Source organism: Marinococcus halophilus, assembly GCF_900166605.1.
GTDB lineage: Bacteria > Bacillota > Bacilli > Bacillales > Marinococcaceae > Marinococcus > Marinococcus halophilus.
Map to the genome: position 1 here is coordinate 811,543 of NZ_FVZD01000006.1, position 16,836 is coordinate 828,378.

Annotated in this window: 13 protein-coding genes and 1 other annotated feature; all 13 genes read left to right on the top strand. The window is 48.3% G+C overall.

The genetic code is table 11. From position 1 onward, the window contains the following. Positions 1-41: 41 nt before the first annotated feature. The 13 genes from lon to B5066_RS10235 all read left to right on the top strand — a co-directional run bounded on the left by lon (position 42) and on the right by B5066_RS10235 (position 16,825). Positions 42-2,375 carry an endopeptidase La gene (lon, locus tag B5066_RS10175; protein ID WP_079475814.1) on the top strand — a complete coding sequence of 778 codons (2,334 nt, stop codon included), beginning with the start codon at positions 42-44 and terminating at the stop codon, positions 2,373-2,375. Beyond that, on the top strand, positions 2,362-2,943 hold the full coding sequence (yihA, locus tag B5066_RS10180; protein WP_079475815.1) for a ribosome biogenesis GTP-binding protein YihA/YsxC: 582 nt from the start codon (positions 2,362-2,364) through the stop codon (positions 2,941-2,943). The genes lon and yihA overlap by 14 nt, the downstream gene beginning before the upstream one ends. Before the next feature lie 213 nt (positions 2,944-3,156). After that, positions 3,157-4,557, top strand: a complete 1,401-nt coding sequence (gene hemA, locus B5066_RS10185; RefSeq protein ID WP_079475816.1) for a glutamyl-tRNA reductase — start codon at positions 3,157-3,159, stop codon at positions 4,555-4,557. Between the two features lie 15 nt (positions 4,558-4,572). Next, positions 4,573-5,403 (top strand): cytochrome C assembly family protein, encoded by an 831-nt coding sequence (locus B5066_RS10190; RefSeq protein ID WP_079475817.1) that lies wholly within the window; start codon positions 4,573-4,575, stop codon positions 5,401-5,403. Between the two features lie 35 nt (positions 5,404-5,438). After that, entirely contained in the window at positions 5,439-6,374 is a 936-nt protein-coding gene (gene hemC / locus B5066_RS10195; RefSeq protein ID WP_079475818.1) for a hydroxymethylbilane synthase, read from the top strand. Continuing rightward, the gene (locus B5066_RS10200) at positions 6,374-7,120 is read left to right on the top strand and encodes a uroporphyrinogen-III synthase (RefSeq protein WP_079475819.1); all 747 of its coding nucleotides are present in this window, start codon (positions 6,374-6,376) and stop codon (positions 7,118-7,120) included. Before hemC ends, B5066_RS10200 begins: the two co-directional genes overlap by 1 nt. Before the next feature lie 11 nt (positions 7,121-7,131). Beyond that, positions 7,132-8,124 carry a porphobilinogen synthase gene (hemB, locus tag B5066_RS10205; protein WP_079475820.1) on the top strand — a complete coding sequence of 331 codons (993 nt, stop codon included), beginning with the start codon at positions 7,132-7,134 and terminating at the stop codon, positions 8,122-8,124. 100 nt (positions 8,125-8,224) lie between these two features. Further along, complete coding sequence (gene hemL, locus B5066_RS10210) at positions 8,225-9,538, top strand: glutamate-1-semialdehyde 2,1-aminomutase (RefSeq protein WP_079475821.1); 1,314 nt, start codon at positions 8,225-8,227, stop codon at positions 9,536-9,538. A 49-nt stretch (positions 9,539-9,587) separates the two neighbouring features. After that, positions 9,588-9,802, top strand: a binding site (T-box leader). A 40-nt stretch (positions 9,803-9,842) separates the two neighbouring features. Then, positions 9,843-12,482, top strand: coding sequence for a valine--tRNA ligase (locus B5066_RS10215; protein ID WP_079475822.1), 2,640 nt, complete (start codon positions 9,843-9,845; stop codon positions 12,480-12,482). Positions 12,483-12,541: 59 nt separating this feature from the next. After that, positions 12,542-13,834: a bifunctional folylpolyglutamate synthase/dihydrofolate synthase gene (locus tag B5066_RS10220; protein ID WP_079475823.1), complete on the top strand. Its 1,293-nt coding sequence runs from the start codon at positions 12,542-12,544 to the stop codon at positions 13,832-13,834. 106 nt (positions 13,835-13,940) lie between these two features. Further along, positions 13,941-14,696 carry a prepilin peptidase gene (locus B5066_RS10225; protein ID WP_079475824.1) on the top strand — a complete coding sequence of 252 codons (756 nt, stop codon included), beginning with the start codon at positions 13,941-13,943 and terminating at the stop codon, positions 14,694-14,696. 41 nt (positions 14,697-14,737) lie between these two features. After that, complete coding sequence (gene radC, locus B5066_RS10230) at positions 14,738-15,421, top strand: RadC family protein (RefSeq protein ID WP_079475825.1); 684 nt, start codon at positions 14,738-14,740, stop codon at positions 15,419-15,421. A gap of 360 nt (positions 15,422-15,781) precedes the next feature. Continuing rightward, positions 15,782-16,825 (top strand): rod shape-determining protein, encoded by a 1,044-nt coding sequence (locus B5066_RS10235; protein WP_079475826.1) that lies wholly within the window; start codon positions 15,782-15,784, stop codon positions 16,823-16,825. The last annotated feature ends 11 nt before the right edge of the window (positions 16,826-16,836 follow it).

Here is a 16,836-nt window from a genome sequence, read left to right on the forward strand (position 1 = left end):
CCCAGCAAACGAACATAATTTGACGATAGAGGTGTTAATGAATGCCAAATACAACCACGATCTCCATTCCGATGCTGCCGCTTCGCGGGCTGCTTGTTTTCCCTTCGATGGTGCTTCATTTGGATGTGGGAAGAGATAAATCAGTAGAAGCCCTTGAACAGGCTAATGCGAAAGACAGCCGCATCCTGCTCGTAACGCAGAAAGATTTATCAGTAGATAATCCGGGAGAAGCTGATGTGTATCATGTCGGTACGGTGGCAAAAATCAAGCAGATGCTGAAGCTTCCAAACGGAACTATCCGTGTGCTGGTGGAAGGTCTGGAACGCGCAGAAATAAAAGAGTTTATCGACAAAGACGATTTTTTCGAAGTGGAAATGGAAGTACTGCCTACAGAAGAGCACACAGATTCAACTGAAGAGCAGGCGCTTATGAGAAAAGCACTCGAGGCTTTTGAACAATACGCCACTGCCTCCAAGCGTATTTCCAGTGAAACAATACAGTCGGTGCAGGATATAGCAGGAGCTGACCGGCTCGCTGATATGATCAGTTCCCATCTGCCGTTAAAAGTGGCAGAGAAGCAGGAGCTGCTTGAACAGTTCACTGCATCGGAGCGGCTTCGTAAAATTATCGATATTCTGCAGAAAGAACAAGAAGTATTAGGACTTGAAAACCAGATTGGCCAGCGCGTGAAAAAATCCATGGAAAAAACGCAGCGGGAATACTACCTGCGCGAACAAATGCGGGCCATCCAAAAAGAACTCGGAGAATCTGACGGAAAAGAAAGCGAAGTCGATGAACTGCGGGAAAAAATTCAGCAGACAAACATGCCGGAGCAGGTTCAGGAAAAGGCCGAAAGGGAGCTCCGGAGATACGAAAAAATGCCTGGGGCTTCTGCAGAGACTTCCGTTATCCGGACATATATCGAATGGCTTGTGGATATACCGTGGTATGAGGAAACTGAAGACCAGCTCGACATTAAGCGTGCCCAGCGTGTGCTCGACGAAGATCATTACGGCCTCGAAAAAGTCAAAGACCGGGTGCTCGAGCACTTAGCTGTACAACAGCTGACAGAATCAGTGAAGGGACCTATTTTGTGCCTTACCGGACCGCCAGGCGTTGGAAAAACATCCTTAGCACGTTCCATTGCCCGCTCGCTCGACCGTAACTTCACGAGAATGAGCCTCGGAGGCATCCGGGATGAAGCAGAGATACGCGGCCACCGAAGAACGTATGTCGGCGCTATGCCCGGACGCATTATTCAGGGCATGAAAAAAGCTGGAACTGTTAATCCGGTATTTCTGCTTGACGAGATCGACAAGATGGCAAGTGATTTCCGCGGAGACCCGTCCTCAGCCATGCTTGAAGTATTAGATCCGGAACAAAATAATACATTTGAAGATCATTATGTGGAAGAGCCGTACGACCTTTCCAAAACGATGTTTATCACCACCGCCAACAATATGAATTCCATTCCTGAGCCGCTGCTTGACCGTATGGAGGTTATCCGAATAGCCGGGTATACCGAAGTTGAAAAAGAAGGTATCGCCAAAAATCACCTTGTAGAAAAGCAGATTAAAGAGAATGGCTTGACAAAGGGCAGTATTCAATTCCGGCAGGGGGCTCTTTTGAAGCTGATCCGCGAGTACACGAGAGAAGCAGGCGTCCGGGGACTGGAAAGAGAAATTGCAGCGGTTTGCCGGAAAGCAGCAAAGCTGATCGTTATGGGTGAAAATAAAAAGGTAGTAGTAACGCCAGGGAAAATTGAAGAACTGCTTGGACGTCCAAGATACCGCTATGGACGCGCGGAAGAAGAAGACCAGGTGGGGGCAGCTACCGGCCTTGCCTATACCTCGGCTGGCGGCACAACTCTATCTATCGAAGTTTCTCTTGCAAAAGGAAACGGCCAGCTCCAGTTAACCGGAAAACTAGGCGATGTTATGAAAGAATCCGCCCAGGCCGCTTTCAGCTATATTCGGGCAAAAGCGGACGATTGGGGAGTGGATCCTGATTTTCAGGAAAAATGGGATATTCATATCCACGTCCCGGAAGGAGCCACTCCAAAGGACGGGCCTTCCGCTGGTATTACGATTGCAACAGCCCTGGTGTCTGCATTGTCCGGACGAAAAGTGAAAAAGGAAGTAGGAATGACCGGAGAAATCACTCTGCGCGGCAGAGTGCTGCCGATCGGCGGACTGAAGGAAAAATCAATGAGCGCCCACCGGGCCGGTCTAACGACGATCCTAATACCGGCCGATAATGAAAAGGATCTGGAAGATATACCGGAGAGCATCAAAAAAGACATTACATTTATCACGGTGAAACATCTTGATGAAGTGTTAAAAGAAGCATTGGAGGAGAAACATGAAAGTTCATAAATCGGAGCTGGTGATAAGCGCGGTCAGCCCTAAGCAGTACCCTGAGGGGGGGCTTCCGGAAATTGCTTTGGCCGGAAGGTCCAACGTAGGGAAGTCTTCATTTATTAATTCCCTGCTGGCAAGAAAAAATCTGGCCCGGACTTCCTCAAAACCCGGTAAAACACGCACGCTCAACTTTTATAATATCGAGGATCGTTTTTTGTTTGTAGACGTCCCCGGCTACGGCTACGCGAAAGTTTCAAAAAGTGAGCGGGCTGCCTGGGGCGAAATGATGGAAGAATATCTTAAAAGCAGAGATGTGCTTAAAGCCGCTTTTTTGATTATTGATTTTCGCCACGAGCCGACAAAAGATGATATCGCGATGTACGATTACCTGAAATTCCACGAGCTTCCGGTAGTCATTATCGCCACAAAGGCGGACAAAATTACAAAAAACAAACGTCCCCGGCATTTAAAGCGTGTCAAAGAAACGCTTAATCTTAAGTCAGAAGACCAGACGGTGGTGTTTTCTGCAGAAACTGCCCAGGGAAAAGATGAAGCGTGGCGGGCTATTGAGCAGTTTATTTGAAAATAAAAAGTGGAAGTTATACATTGTAAAAGTGAGTGAATGATAAATAAATCAGAAAAGAAACTGTCAGCCCTTGTTCACAAATTAACGCTAAAAGATAAATGGTTGTGTGATACAATGGGTTGTGTGAAGAGTGGAATGTAAAAATAGAGTTGAACATCTGGTGGTTGCATTAAACATGGTATTGATGACGCAGGGGGTGAAGATACGAACATGCATATTATTGTCGCTGGATTAGACTATAAAACAACTCCAGTTGAAACGAGAGAACGATTGGCTTTTCAAGAGGATACGCTTCCTCAGGCACTGCAGGAGCTTCGTGATATGAAAAGTATCCTGGAATGCGTCATCGTATCTACTTGTAACCGGACAGAAGTGTATGCGGTCGTCGATCAGCTGCACACAGGAAGACATTTTGTGAAAAAATTTCTCGGCCGCTGGTTTGAAATGCCGCAGGAAGAATTCGGCCCTTTCCTGAATATACGTGAAAATGATGCAGCAGTGCAGCATTTATTTCAGGTCACAAGCGGTCTGGATTCCATGGTGATCGGAGAAACGCAAATACTGGGACAGGTGAAAAATGCACTTGCTACTGCCCATGAAAATGATACCACCGGCACAATATTTAACGAACTGTTTAAACGTGCAGTCACGTACGCCAAACGGGCCCATCACGAAACAGAAATTAATGACAATGCCGTTTCGGTCAGCTATGCGGCTGTAGAGCTTGGAAAAAAAGTAGTCGGCTCGTTCAAAAATAAACGCGTGCTTGTTCTGGGAGCCGGAAAGATGAGCGAATTGACAGCTAAACACCTGCATTCGGGCGGTGCTGCCGAAGTGACGGTGTTTAACCGCACGTACGAAAAAGCAGAACAGATTGCCAGACAGTTTAATGGAAAAGCAAAATCGATGGATGAGCTTACTAATGCGCTTGTACAGGCAGACGTGTTGATTTCCTCCACGGGATCGGATGCGTATGTACTGAGTAAAGAACAGGTTGCTTCCGCTAACAAGAAACGAAAAGGCAAGCCGCTGTTTATGGTGGATATTGCTGTGCCAAGAGATCTTGATCCGGCACTGAATCAGCTCGATAACGTTTTTCTGTATGACATTGATGATCTGCAGGATATCGTAAATTCCAATATGGAGGAACGTAAAAAAGCTGCGGCACTGATGGAGAGAATGATCCATGCCGAAGTGTCGGACTTCAAGGACTGGGTACACACGCTCGGAGTGGTGCCGGTGATTTCAGCTCTGCGCACAAAAGCTTTGGCCATCCAGGCAGATACTATGGAAAGCGTAGAGCGTAAACTTCCGGAGCTTACGGAGCGGGAGAAAAAAGTACTGCGTAAGCATACGAAAAGTATCATTAATCAAATGATCAAGGATCCGATAACAAAAGCAAAAGAAATGGCTGATAATAACGATGCAGAAGAAATGCTGCAGCTGTTTACTGAAATCTTTGCACTTGAAGAGGAAGTAGAAGAAGCAAGAGCAGCAGAGGAGCGCCAAATACGCAAGGAAGAAGCGGAGGAGGAATGGAATGCCTCTAGAGAATCACGCGGATTCCGCCTTCCGTATGCTTACGCGACAGACGTCGCTGTTCGTTCCTAAGAGAGGGGCGTCAGGATGGTTGCAGCCGAAGGAATTATTTATATTTTAACGATTGTACTATACGGCCTGAGCGTCCTTTGCTACTTCGTTGATTTTTCCCAGACCAACCGGAAGGTGAACCGACTCGCCTTCTGGTTGCTTTCTATTGTCTGGGCGTCGCAGACGGCCTTTTTAGTACTTAGAATAATTATGTATGACCGTGCGCCCGTAATAACGCCTTTTGAAGGCATGTACTTCTACGCCTGGTCTCTTGTAACCATTTCACTTATTGTGAATTGGTTTTTTCGAATGGATGTACTGGTTTTCTTTTTAAATGTGATCGGTTTTTTACTGATGACGTTCAGCTCGTTTTCGTTTAATGGCGATATCCCAAACGAGCTTGAAACACTGCTGCTATCTGAAACGCTCGTTGTGCATATAATTTTTATTCTGCTTTCTTATGCTTCGTTCACACTGGCATTTGTATTCTCAGCGATGTATGTGCTGCAGCACCAGCTTTTAAAAAGAAAGCTGTGGGGGAAACGGTTAATCAGGATGGAGAACCTTCCGAAAATGGAAAAGCTGGCAGGCACGACCACAGTGATCGGAGTCCCTCTTTTATTCGCAGGGCTGGTCTTTGGTTTTCTCTGGGCAGGCAGGTGGTACGATGCTCTTCCCTGGCAGGATGCGAAAGTGATTGGCTCGATCATTCTTCTTGGTTTTTACAGCACGTATATTTATTTACTGGCTGTTCATCATTGGCGCGGTTACCGAATGGCGCTTTTAAATGTTGCCTGTTTTGTGGTTTTACTGATTAATTATTTTATCTCCAGTGATTTGAGTCAGTTTCATATATGGTACTTATAATAAATAAGGATGCTTAGAAAGGAATGGCTAGACGCATGCGGACAATTACCCTTGGTACGAGAAAAAGTAATCTGGCTTTAAAACAGACGGAGTGGGTGCAAAAAGAGCTTGAGAAGCTGGACCTTCCATATCGCTTTGAAGTAAAAAAAATTTCCACAAAAGGTGACCGTGTTCTGGATCGAACGCTTTCCAAAGTTGGCGGGAAAGGACTTTTTGTAAAGGAAATTGAACAGGCGCTTACAGACGGTGAAATCGATATAGCTGTGCACAGCATGAAAGATCTTCCCGGGGAGATGGCGGAAGGTTTCGAAGTTGGTGCGGTGACAAACCGTGTGGATCCAAGAGACGCCTATATTGCAAACGATCATGTAAAATTTCATAATCTTCCGCTCGGGGCTGTGATCGGTACAAGCAGTCTGCGACGCACTTCTCAAATTAAAGCGGAGCGTCCGGATTTGAACGTTCAGTGGATTCGGGGCAATATTGAAACCAGGCTTCGAAAGTTGCGGGAGGAAAGCTTCGACGCTATTATTCTGGCGGCTGCAGGCCTCGAGCGTATGGGCTGGAGCGATGAAATTGTAACAGAATTCCTGGACCCTGCTATGTGCGTACCGGCTGTAGGACAGGGAGCGCTTGGTATTGAATGCCGAAGCGGAGATGAAGATATATTAAAGATCATTCAACATCTGCATGATGAGCCGGTAGCGGTATGTGTAGCTGCGGAACGGGCTTTCCTTAAAGCAGTAGAGGGTGGATGTGCGGTGCCGATCGGCGGGTATGCTACTTTAAATAAACAGGGGAATGTGCAGCTAACTGCGATGATCGGCTCTACAGACGGAAAAAATATACTGAGGGAAAAGCTGACAGGTGATAATCCAGAGGATATGGGCAAAAAAGCTGCTCATGCCCTGCTTGGAAGAGGCGGCAAAGAAATTCTGGAACAGGCCCGGGAAGAGATGGGGGAAGAGTAGTGACAGCAACAGTGCTGGTGACAAGAGGGACCGGCCAGAATGCAAGTCTGGTGCAGGGTCTTCAGTCTGCAGGCTGTTGTGTTAAAGCGGTGCCGGTTATTACTACGGTGCCAAGATACAAACAGGAGGAGGAGGCAGCAGGGCGCTGGAAGAACGGCGATATAGACTGGATGCTTGTTACAAGCGTGAATGCCGTCTACTATTTGGCAGGATGGAAAAAACGGTATGGTCTTGGTATTCCTGACGGTTTAAAAACAGCTGCTGTAGGACCAAAAACCAGACAAGCGTTGGAACTGGAAGGCTTTCAGGTAGAGCTGATGCCGGAAAAATATAACGCCGTTTCGTTAGCTGAATCAGCCGGGCGGGTAATCGACCGCCGGGAAAGTGTACTTCTTCCTCAAAGCGCCCAGGCGGCTGATACCTTGCACCGGTTGCTGGCAGCCCAGGGTATCAACATTTGGGTGTGGCATTTGTATACAACGGTACCTGAAGAAAAAAATAAGTCCCTCCTTCAGTCTGTCTTAAAAACCCGGGAGATCGACGTGCTGACAGCGGCGAGTCCCTCCTCTATAAATGCGCTGCACCAGCTTGCAGGTGCTTACCGGCAGGTGCTTTCAGCTATTCCCGTAGTGGCAATCGGCCCCTCGACCGGACGCGCTGCCCGCGAGAGCGGCTTCAAGTATGTTTATGAAGCAGAGGTCCATTCCGTCGAAGGGATCATAGAAAAAACCAAGGAAATCATTTAGGAGGCTTCACATTGGCTGATTTACATTTCCGCCGGCACCGCAGGCTGCGGACGACGCCGGGTATAAGAGCAATGGTAAGAGAAAACGAACTAAGGCCCAACGATTTAATCTATCCTATTTTTGTGGTCGAAGGAGAGAATGTGCGTAAAGAAGTACCGTCCATGCCGGGCGTTTACCACGTTTCTCTGGATTATTTGAATGCAGAAATGGATGAGTTGGAATCTCTCGGAATTCCGAGCGTTATCGTATTTGGCGTGCCTCATGAGGAAGAAAAAGATGCAGAAGGGACGCCGGCTTTTCTAAAAAACGGTATCGTCCAGCGGGCAATCCGGCAGATAAAAGAACACAATCCGGAGTTAACAGTAATTGCGGATACCTGTCTGTGCCAGTATACGGACCATGGACACTGCGGGGTGATTCATGGAGGCTATGTGGATAACGATGAATCGCTAAAAAACTTAACAGAAACTGCCGTGTCCCAGGCAGAAGCCGGGGCAGATATTATTGCCCCGTCGAACATGATGGATGGCTTTACAGCGGCGATCCGGGAAGGACTTGACCGGGCTGGGTACGTCACGGTCCCACTGATGTCCTACACAGTTAAATATGCCAGTGCCTTTTACGGGCCTTTCCGTGACGCGGCTCACAGCACGCCTTCGTTTGGGGACCGGAAAACCTATCAGATGGACCCTCCGAACCGGCTTGAAGCGTTGAAGGAAGCGGAAACCGATGTCGAAGAGGGAGCCGATTTTCTTATCGTGAAGCCGGCTCTTGCTTATCTCGATATTGTGAGAGAAGTGAAAGAGCGCACCGGTTATCCAGTGGTAGCGTATAATGTGTCCGGGGAATATGCGATGATTAAAGCTGCTGCCCAAAACGGATGGGTAAATGAAAAAGATATAGTTATGGAAAAGCTGACCAGCATGAAGCGTGCCGGTGCGGACCTGATCGTAACCTACTTTGCCAAAGACGCTGTCCGTTATATGCGGGAAGACAGTAAATAATAAAAACAAGCTCTGGAATGTATTCAGTCCAGGGCTTGTTTTCGTTATAATAAGGACGGGAATAGCAACAAGATAACTTTAAGTATTCAGGAGGTATGACATGAAATCGTATCATAATTCAATACACGCACATGAACGCGCAAAGAAAGTAATGCCGGGCGGCGTCAGCAGCCCTGTGCGGACATATGAATCTGTCGGCCATCCGGCCGTTTATATGGACGAAGGCAAAGGTTCCCGCATTAAAGATATCGACGGAAACGAATACATTGACTATGTGATGTCCTGGGGACCGCTTCTTCTCGGGCATGCGAATGAACACGTGGTCGACAGCTTGAAGATCGTGGCTGAAAAGGGTACGAGCTTTGGAGCCTCGCACGTAACCGAAGCCGGCCTGGCAGAGCTTGTCGTTGACCGGGTACCATCTATTGAAGTAGTACGGATGGTAAATTCGGGCACGGAAGCGACCATGAGCGCTCTGCGCCTAGCCCGCGGATTTACCGGCCGGGATAAAATCGTGAAAATGGAAGGCTGTTACCACGGCCACGGGGATTCCCTTCTTATTCGAGCCGGCTCCGGTGTTGCTACGCTGGGGTTGCCGGACAGCCCGGGCGTCCCGGGCTCCATTGCCCAGAACACGCTGACGGTTCCGTACAACGATCTCGACAGCCTGCAAAAGGCATTCGACGAGTACGGTGACGAAATTGCCGGAGTTATCCTCGAGCCTGTTACCGGTAACATGGGCGTTGTCACCCCCGGAGAAGGGTTTTTGGAAGGCGTTCGTGACATTACGAACCAGTACGGAAGCCTGTTGATTTTTGATGAAGTTATGAGCGGCTTCCGGGTGGACTATAACAGTGCCCAGGGCCACTACGGCGTGACGCCTGATCTCACGTGCCTTGGAAAGGTCATTGGAGGCGGCCTTCCGGTGGGAGCCTACGGTGGCCGTGCCGATATTATGCAGCAGATTGCGCCGGACGGGCCTATCTATCAGGCAGGCACACTTTCCGGCAATCCACTGGCGATGACAGCCGGACTTGAAACGCTCAGGCAGGTGGACAAAAAAAGCTACGAAACGTTTCGTGCCCGTGCTGCCCAGCTTGAAGAAGGACTGAACCGAGCGGCTTCTAAACACGGTATCCCTCATCAAATTAACCGGGCCGGGGCAATGATCGGCTTGTTCTTTACCGATGAACCCGTTGTTGACTTTGCCTCTGCGAAAAAATCTGATTTAGGGATGTTCGCCCGTTATTTCCGTGGAATGATGGCAGAAGGCATCTCGCTTCCGCCTTCGCAGTTCGAAGGGCTGTTTTTATCGACAGAGCACAGTGAAGAAGACATCGAGCGGACCATTGATGCGGCTGACCGCGTCTTTGCAAGCCTGGCTGCAAATAAAGAACACGGGGAAGACAGTTGACGCATGGGTCTTCGTTTCGTAAAATAAAGACACTAAAGCAATATTAATAATAAAAGCAGAAACAGGGAGGAGTACGCACGCAGGTTCGTTGTACAGAAAAAGAATCCAGGGCTGAGAGATTCTTTAACAACCCGTGCGGAAAGTCGCCCTCGAGCTTCTTTTCTGAACGCATACAGTAAGAAAAGACGGTAACCGCCGTTATGGGAAAGTGCCTGCTTGGCAGCGGGTATTAAGGTGGTACCGCGAAAACTCTTCGTCCTTACTAGGGATGAGGAGTTTTTTTATGAGAAGAAAGGGGATTTGTATGGGAAAACAAGAAATGGAAATGGCGAAAAAGTATGATCCAAAAGAAACAGAGAACCGCTGGTATGAGTTTTGGAAAGAAACCGGCCAATTTGAAGCAGGCCAGACAGATGGCACCCCGTATACTATCGTTATTCCGCCGCCGAATGTGACCGGCCGGCTTCACCTCGGCCATGCGTGGGATACAACACTTCAAGATATTTTAATCCGCATGAAACGCATGCAGGGCTATGATGCTTTATGGCTCCCGGGGATGGACCATGCTGGTATCGCCACCCAGTCCAAAGTCGAGGCGCAGCTGAAGGAAGAAGGCACAAGCCGATATGAGCTCGGGCGGGAAGCGTTCCTCGAAAAAACGTGGGGGTGGAAAGAAGAATATGCAGATTTCATCCGCAGCCAGTGGGCCAAGCTCGGGCTGTCACTCGACTATTCGAGAGAGCGGTTCACGCTTGATAAAGGCCTGTCGGAAGCGGTGCGGGAAGTGTTTGTTTCATTGTATGAAAGAGACCTTATCTACCGGGGTGAATACATTATCAACTGGGACCCTGAAACGCAGACGGCACTTTCAGATATTGAAGTGGAATACAAAGAAGTACAGGGTCACTTTTACCATATGCGTTACCCGGTTAAAGGCGAAAACACCTCGATCGAAGTAGCGACGACCCGGCCGGAAACAATGCTCGGCGATACGGCAGTAGCCGTACACCCAGAGGACGGTCGTTATAAACACCTTATTGGTAAGACAGCCGTGCTCCCCGTGATTGGAAGAGAAATTCCGATCATCGCAGATGACTATGTAGACATGGATTTTGGTTCAGGGGCAGTGAAAATTACGCCTGCGCATGATCCGAATGATTTTGAAATGGGCAACCGCCATGATCTGCCGCGCGTGCTTGTGATGAATGAAGACGGCAGCATGAATGAAAATGCCGGCGTCTACGAAGGCATGGACCGCTTTGCCTGTCGTCGGCAGCTGACGAAGGATTTAAAGGCAGAGGGCATTCTGTTTGATATTGAAGAACATATGCACTCTGTCGGCCATTCCGAACGGAGCGGCGCCGTAGTTGAACCGTATCTTTCCACGCAGTGGTTTGTAAATATGGGGCCGCTTGCGGACCAGGCCGTAGAACTTCAGAAGAAGGAAGAAAAAGTCACCTTTGTGCCGGAACGCTTCGAAAAAACGTATCTGCAGTGGATGGAAAATATCCGGGACTGGTGTATTTCCCGACAGCTGTGGTGGGGGCACCGTATCCCGGCCTGGTATCATAAAGAAACAGGTGAAATTTATGTCGGGCGCACGGCACCGGAAAACCCAGAAGAGTGGAAGCAGGATGAGGACGTGCTTGATACCTGGTTCAGTTCGGCTTTATGGCCGTTTTCCACTATGGGCTGGCCGGAAAAAAGCACAGACTATACGCGCTATTACCCAACCAGTGCGCTTGTCACCGGCTACGATATTATTTTCTTCTGGGTGTCGCGGATGATTTTTCAGGGGCTGGAATTTACCGGAGAACGCCCGTTTGAGGACGTGCTTATTCACGGCCTGGTACGTGACAGCGAAGGACGGAAAATGAGTAAATCCCTCGGCAACGGGGTGGACCCGATGGATGTTATCGATCAGTACGGGGCGGACGCTCTGCGTTTTCTGCTCGCTACAGGCACAACGCCGGGCAATGATATTCGTTTCCAGTGGGAAAAAGTAGAGGCCAACTGGAATTTTGGCAATAAAATTTGGAACGCCGCCCGGTTTACGCTGATGAATGTGGAAGGGGTAACGGCAGAAGACATCGAGCTCAAAGGCACAAAAACGGTAGCAGATCGCTGGATTTTACACCGGCTGCAGGAAACAAAACAGAACGCCACCCAGCTGATGGAAAAATATGAGTTTGGCGAAGCCGGAAGGACGCTTTATAACTTTATTTGGGATGACCTCTGCGACTGGTATATCGAAATGGCTAAACTTCCACTGTACGGCGAAGCCGAACAGCCGAAACAAATGGCCCAGTCCGTGCTTGTTCATGTATTCGACCAGACGATGCGCATGCTTCACCCGATGATGCCATTTATTACAGAAGAAATTTGGCAGCACCTTCCTCACGAAGGGACGTCGATCATGAGTGCTTCCTGGCCGACAGCAGACCCTCAGCTGTTTGATGAGGAAGCGGTACGTGATATGGAATTAATTCAGGAGGTTATTCGTTCAGTCCGGAATACACGGGCGGAAATGAATGTTCCACCGAGTAAAGCAGTGCCGATGAGCCTGAAGCCGTCCAGCAGCCAGGTCTTGGAACGAATCGAACGGAGCCGGGACTATATTGTACGGTTCGGAAACCCGGAGACATTGACTATTGATGCGGCACTGGAAGCTCCGGAAAAGTCCATTTCTCACGTTCTGAGCGGGGCAGAAATCTTTCTGCCGCTCGAAGGCTTGATTAACGTAGATGAAGAAATAGAGCGTCTGCAGCGGGAAAAAGACAAGCTCGATAAAGAAGTGGAACGGGTGACCAAAAAGCTGAACAACGAAGGATTTGTCAGCAAAGCTCCTGCCCACGTTGTTGAAGAAGAAAAAGAAAAACAAAAAGATTATGAACAAAAAAGAGAAAAAGTAACGGCCAGAATGAAAGAACTGCAAAAAAGCTAAGCAGCAACCGGCTCCCGGCCAGGGGGCCTGTTGCATGGCTGTTTAAAGGGAGGTATATTTTGCACACATATAAAGAAGCAGAAGCATGGGTGCACTCACTCGAAACGTTTGGCATCCGCCCGGGCCTTGACCGGATGAATATGATGCTTGAAGCTGTCGGCAATCCGGAACGCCGGCTGAAAGGCATTCACATTGGCGGTACAAACGGTAAAGGATCTACCGCAGCATTTACGAGAAGCATTATGACAGAAGCAGGCATTGTCTGCGGGTCATTCACCTCGCCGTATATCCATCATTTCCGTGAGCGGATTGCGACAGACGGAGAGCCGATCAGTGAGGAGGATTTTTTGGAGCTTGCTGCAGTACTCCGCCCGGTAGTAGAGAGTATTGCGCGCACCCCGTTTGGTTCGCCGACGGAGTTTGAAGTGATTACTGTCATCGCGGCAATGTATTTTGCCAGAAAAACGTTTCCGGACGTAGTCATATGGGAAGTTGGCCTTGGCGGCCGCTTGGACGCTACTAATGCGATCCACCCTATGGTGAGCATTATCACAAACATCGGGCACGATCATCAGGGAATACTCGGGGACACGCTCGAAGAAGTAGCCCGGGAAAAAGCCGGTATTATTAAGGGCGGGGTACCTGTAATAACGTGTGAACAGAATGAAGAGCTTGCTGGCATTTTTGAGGAAGCTGCCGATTACCAGCGTTCGAAATTTTACCAGCTTGGCCGTCAGTTTCATGTCCGCCGCCTCGCACCATCAGAATCGGGAACCCAATTTTCTTTTTATTCCCTGCTTGGAGACATGGAAGATCTCGAAGTGTCCATGCTCGGGGAGCATCAGGTAGAGAATGCGGCAGCCGCTGTGATTACTACACGTTATTTAAAAATGTATTACGCCCTGCCCGCAGAAGATGAGCACATCCGGGCCGGCCTGAAGAAAGCATCCTGGCCGGGAAGACTTGAAAATGCGCCTGGCGAACAGCGTGTCCTTTTCGACGGTGCTCATAATGAAGAAGGCATGAAAAGTCTTAAAGAAGCATTAAGACAGCACTATCCCAACAGTCGTTTCCACTTTATTGTTGGCATGAAAGAAGATAAATTACAGGCACCGGTGCTCGACCAGTTGGACGGATTGAATATAAAATCTATCACAGCAGTGCCTTTTGATTTTCCGCAGGCAGCAGCCCCGGAAGATATTGCGGCAGCCAATTCGGCAGATGTTCAACAAGCCCGGAGCTGGCAGGAAGCATGGGAAAACGCCAACACGGGCCGGGGACAGGAAGACGTGGTCGTGTTTGCCGGATCCCTGTATTTCATCTCCCAGCTGACGCAGGAGTGGAATCAATAATGAAACGAAAAGCAGAAGCCGGCGTGCTTCTGCTTTTTTAATATATTTTCGAGCTAATAAAAAGAAATTCATGCTATAATAAGAAAAAAATGGAAGAGGTGTTGTGATGAGCATATTGCTCGCTGTATATATTACAGCGGCAGGGATGATAGTGAGTTCCTTCTGTAATGTCGCCGGCATGCGTCTGGCTGCCGGCGGGTCCGTGTGGCGGCCCCCTTCGCGCTGCCCGGTATGTATCCAGCCGATCAAAAAAAGAGATTTAGTCCCCTGCTGTTCATATTTGTATCTGGGCGGTAAATGCCGTTTCTGCAAAAACCGTATTTCTGCGATTTATCCTCTTATGGAAGGCGCCGGTGGTGTCTTGTTTTTCCTCGCTTATGCCCGCTTCGGGCTGACGGCAGAATTCGCTGCAGCTTTACTTCTTATTTCCTACCTTTTTATTATTACTATCAGTGATATTACAGCCATGCTCATTCCAGACAGGGTGTCGCTTCTGTTTTTACTTGGAGCGGTGCTTTTAAAATTTTTCTGGTTGGAAGAGCCTGCCTGGACCGAAAGCTTCATAGGCGCAGTCGCCGGTTTTTTCCTTTTATCAGCCATTATCATGACGACAAGAGGAGGGATGGGCGGCGGTGACCTGAAAATATTTACCGCTCTCGGTTTTTTCTTTGGGCCTTGCCTGCTTGCCGTCAATTTTGCGGCTGCTGTATTTACAGCCTCTATGGTTGTTTTCCTCCTGTATCCTTTTGGCATTTTTAAAATAGGAAAACCTTTCCCCTTTGCTCCCGCTATTGCCGCTGGTGGTATATTTACTTTGTTTGCCGGAGAAATATGCCTGAAGTGGTACCTATCGTTTTTGTAACCCCCATTTTATATCCCCGCACATGAAGGAGACGATTACTAATGAATGTAACTGTAATGCCTGCTGGAAAAGAACCGTTTCGGCCCCGTGAGAAAATGGAACATAAAGGAGCGGAGGCGTTGACGGAACAGGAACTGCTGGCCGTGCTTCTCCGCACAGGTACAAAGCAGGCGCCGGTACTGGAAGTAGCTGCCCGGGTAATGGAACGCTTTGACGTTCTGCCATTATTGAAAGAAGCTACCAGAGAAGAGCTGATGGAAATCCCGGGAATTGGAAAGGCGAAAGCACTGGAACTGCAAGCAGCACTCGAACTGGGAAAGCGTATCTTTCGTTATTCTTACCCGGACAGGTACGTTGTTCGTTCTCCGGAAGATGCAGCAGAATACATGATGGAAGATCTAAGGTTTTTACAGCAGGAGCATTTTGTAGTATTATGCCTGAATACTAAAAATCAAATTATCCATAAACAGACATTATTTATCGGCAGCCTGAATTCAAGTATTGTCCACCCAAGGGAGCTATTTAAAGAAGCTCTGCGCCGTTCAGCAGCGTCGATTATCTGTCTGCATAATCATCCATCCGGAGATCCGGCGCCGAGCAGTGAAGATATTCAGGTAACCAAACGGGTGGCAGAATGCGGCAGACTGCTGGGCATTGAGCTGCTTGATCACGTTATCGTAGGCGATCACCGCTTTGAGAGTATGAAAGAGCAGGGTTTTATGTAAAACAACAGATTAAAAATTATTTGCTTTCTGAAAAAAGAGGAAATTGGCCGGCGTGAAAATACACCTATCTAAAAAAACAGGTGCATTGACCCTATGTTTTTCAAATAATTTTCAGTATAATAAAAAATAGTGCATGCAGGGGCAATTATAATTTAATGCATATTAACGGGGCGTCAGAAGTGCGAAAAATCTGCAGATGACACTATTCATCTAAAGGCCGCTGAACGCCCACTACATACAGGCATTCTGGGGATGCCGAAAAACATTATCCAACATAACAATTTATTAGACAATTTAATGATAATACCTGCTGAAAAAAGGCTGTCATGCATTTTGCAAGACGAGAGGAGATATACATAGATGTTTGGAACGAGAGACCTGGGGATCGATTTAGGTACGGCAAATACGCTCGTTTACGCCAAAGGAGAAGGAGTCATTCTTCGTGAACCCTCGGTGGTGGCCATACGGACAGACACGGGAAATATTGAAGCTGTAGGTCACAGTGCAAAAAACATGATTGGGCGTACGCCAGGGAATATTACGGCCATACGTCCAATGAAAGACGGCGTCATTGCTGATTTTGATACGACGGCTACCATGATGGAATATTTTATTGGGCAGTCGGTCAAAAAACGTTCTATATTCTCAAGAAAGCCGAACGTGATGGTGTGCGTGCCGTCAGGTATTACAGCAGTTGAGAAGCGGGCTGTAGAAGACGCAACCAAACAGGCCGGGGCAAGAGAAGCCTACACGATTGAAGAACCGTTTGCAGCAGCCATTGGAGCTGACCTGCCCGTATGGGAGCCTACGGGAAGCATGGTCGTTGATATTGGGGGCGGAACAACAGAAGTGGCGATCATTTCTCTCGGTGGAATTGTCACAAGTCAATCAATCCGTATTGCCGGTGATGAAATGGATGAAGCAATCATCCAGTATATAAGAAAAACCTACAATGTTATGGTTGGAGAGCGTACAGCAGAAGCCATTAAGCTTGAAGTCGGTGCTGCTGCTCCTCCTTCAGAAAATGAAAACAATGAAATGATGGAAATTCGTGGGAGAGATGTAGTGACCGGACTTCCCAAAACAGTTACAATTACCTCTGAAGAGATTTCAGGCTGTCTTAAAGACACGGTATCGACTATTATTGACACGGTGAAGAGTACACTTGAGCAGACGCCGCCGGAATTGGCCGCGGATATAATGGACCGCGGGATCCTGTTAACAGGAGGAGGGGCGCTTTTGCAGCACATTGACCGGGTGCTCAGCGAAGAAACAAATATGCCGGTTTTAGTGTCAGAAGAGCCTTTGGATTGTGTGGCACTTGGTACAGGACGCGCTTTAGAAAATATTCATTTATTCCGCTCGAAAGCAGGTATTACATCCCGCTCAGGCCGGAATGCTTAATCTATCTTTAG

Excerpts from the sequence above, each read along its gene's own strand:
- lon (WP_079475814.1), top strand. The coding sequence starts at position 42 with ATGCCAAATACAACCACGATCTCCATTCCGATGCTGCCGCTTCGCGGG.
- yihA (WP_079475815.1), top strand. The coding sequence starts at position 2,362 with ATGAAAGTTCATAAATCGGAGCTGGTGATAAGCGCGGTCAGCCCTAAG.
- hemA (WP_079475816.1), top strand. The coding sequence starts at position 3,157 with ATGCATATTATTGTCGCTGGATTAGACTATAAAACAACTCCAGTTGAA.
- B5066_RS10190 (WP_079475817.1), top strand. The coding sequence starts at position 4,573 with ATGGTTGCAGCCGAAGGAATTATTTATATTTTAACGATTGTACTATAC.
- hemC (WP_079475818.1), top strand. The coding sequence starts at position 5,439 with ATGCGGACAATTACCCTTGGTACGAGAAAAAGTAATCTGGCTTTAAAA.
- hemL (WP_079475821.1), top strand. The coding sequence starts at position 8,225 with ATGAAATCGTATCATAATTCAATACACGCACATGAACGCGCAAAGAAA.
- B5066_RS10215 (WP_079475822.1), top strand. The coding sequence starts at position 9,843 with ATGGGAAAACAAGAAATGGAAATGGCGAAAAAGTATGATCCAAAAGAA.
- B5066_RS10225 (WP_079475824.1), top strand. The coding sequence starts at position 13,941 with ATGAGCATATTGCTCGCTGTATATATTACAGCGGCAGGGATGATAGTG.
- radC (WP_079475825.1), top strand. The coding sequence starts at position 14,738 with ATGAATGTAACTGTAATGCCTGCTGGAAAAGAACCGTTTCGGCCCCGT.
- B5066_RS10235 (WP_079475826.1), top strand. The coding sequence starts at position 15,782 with ATGTTTGGAACGAGAGACCTGGGGATCGATTTAGGTACGGCAAATACG.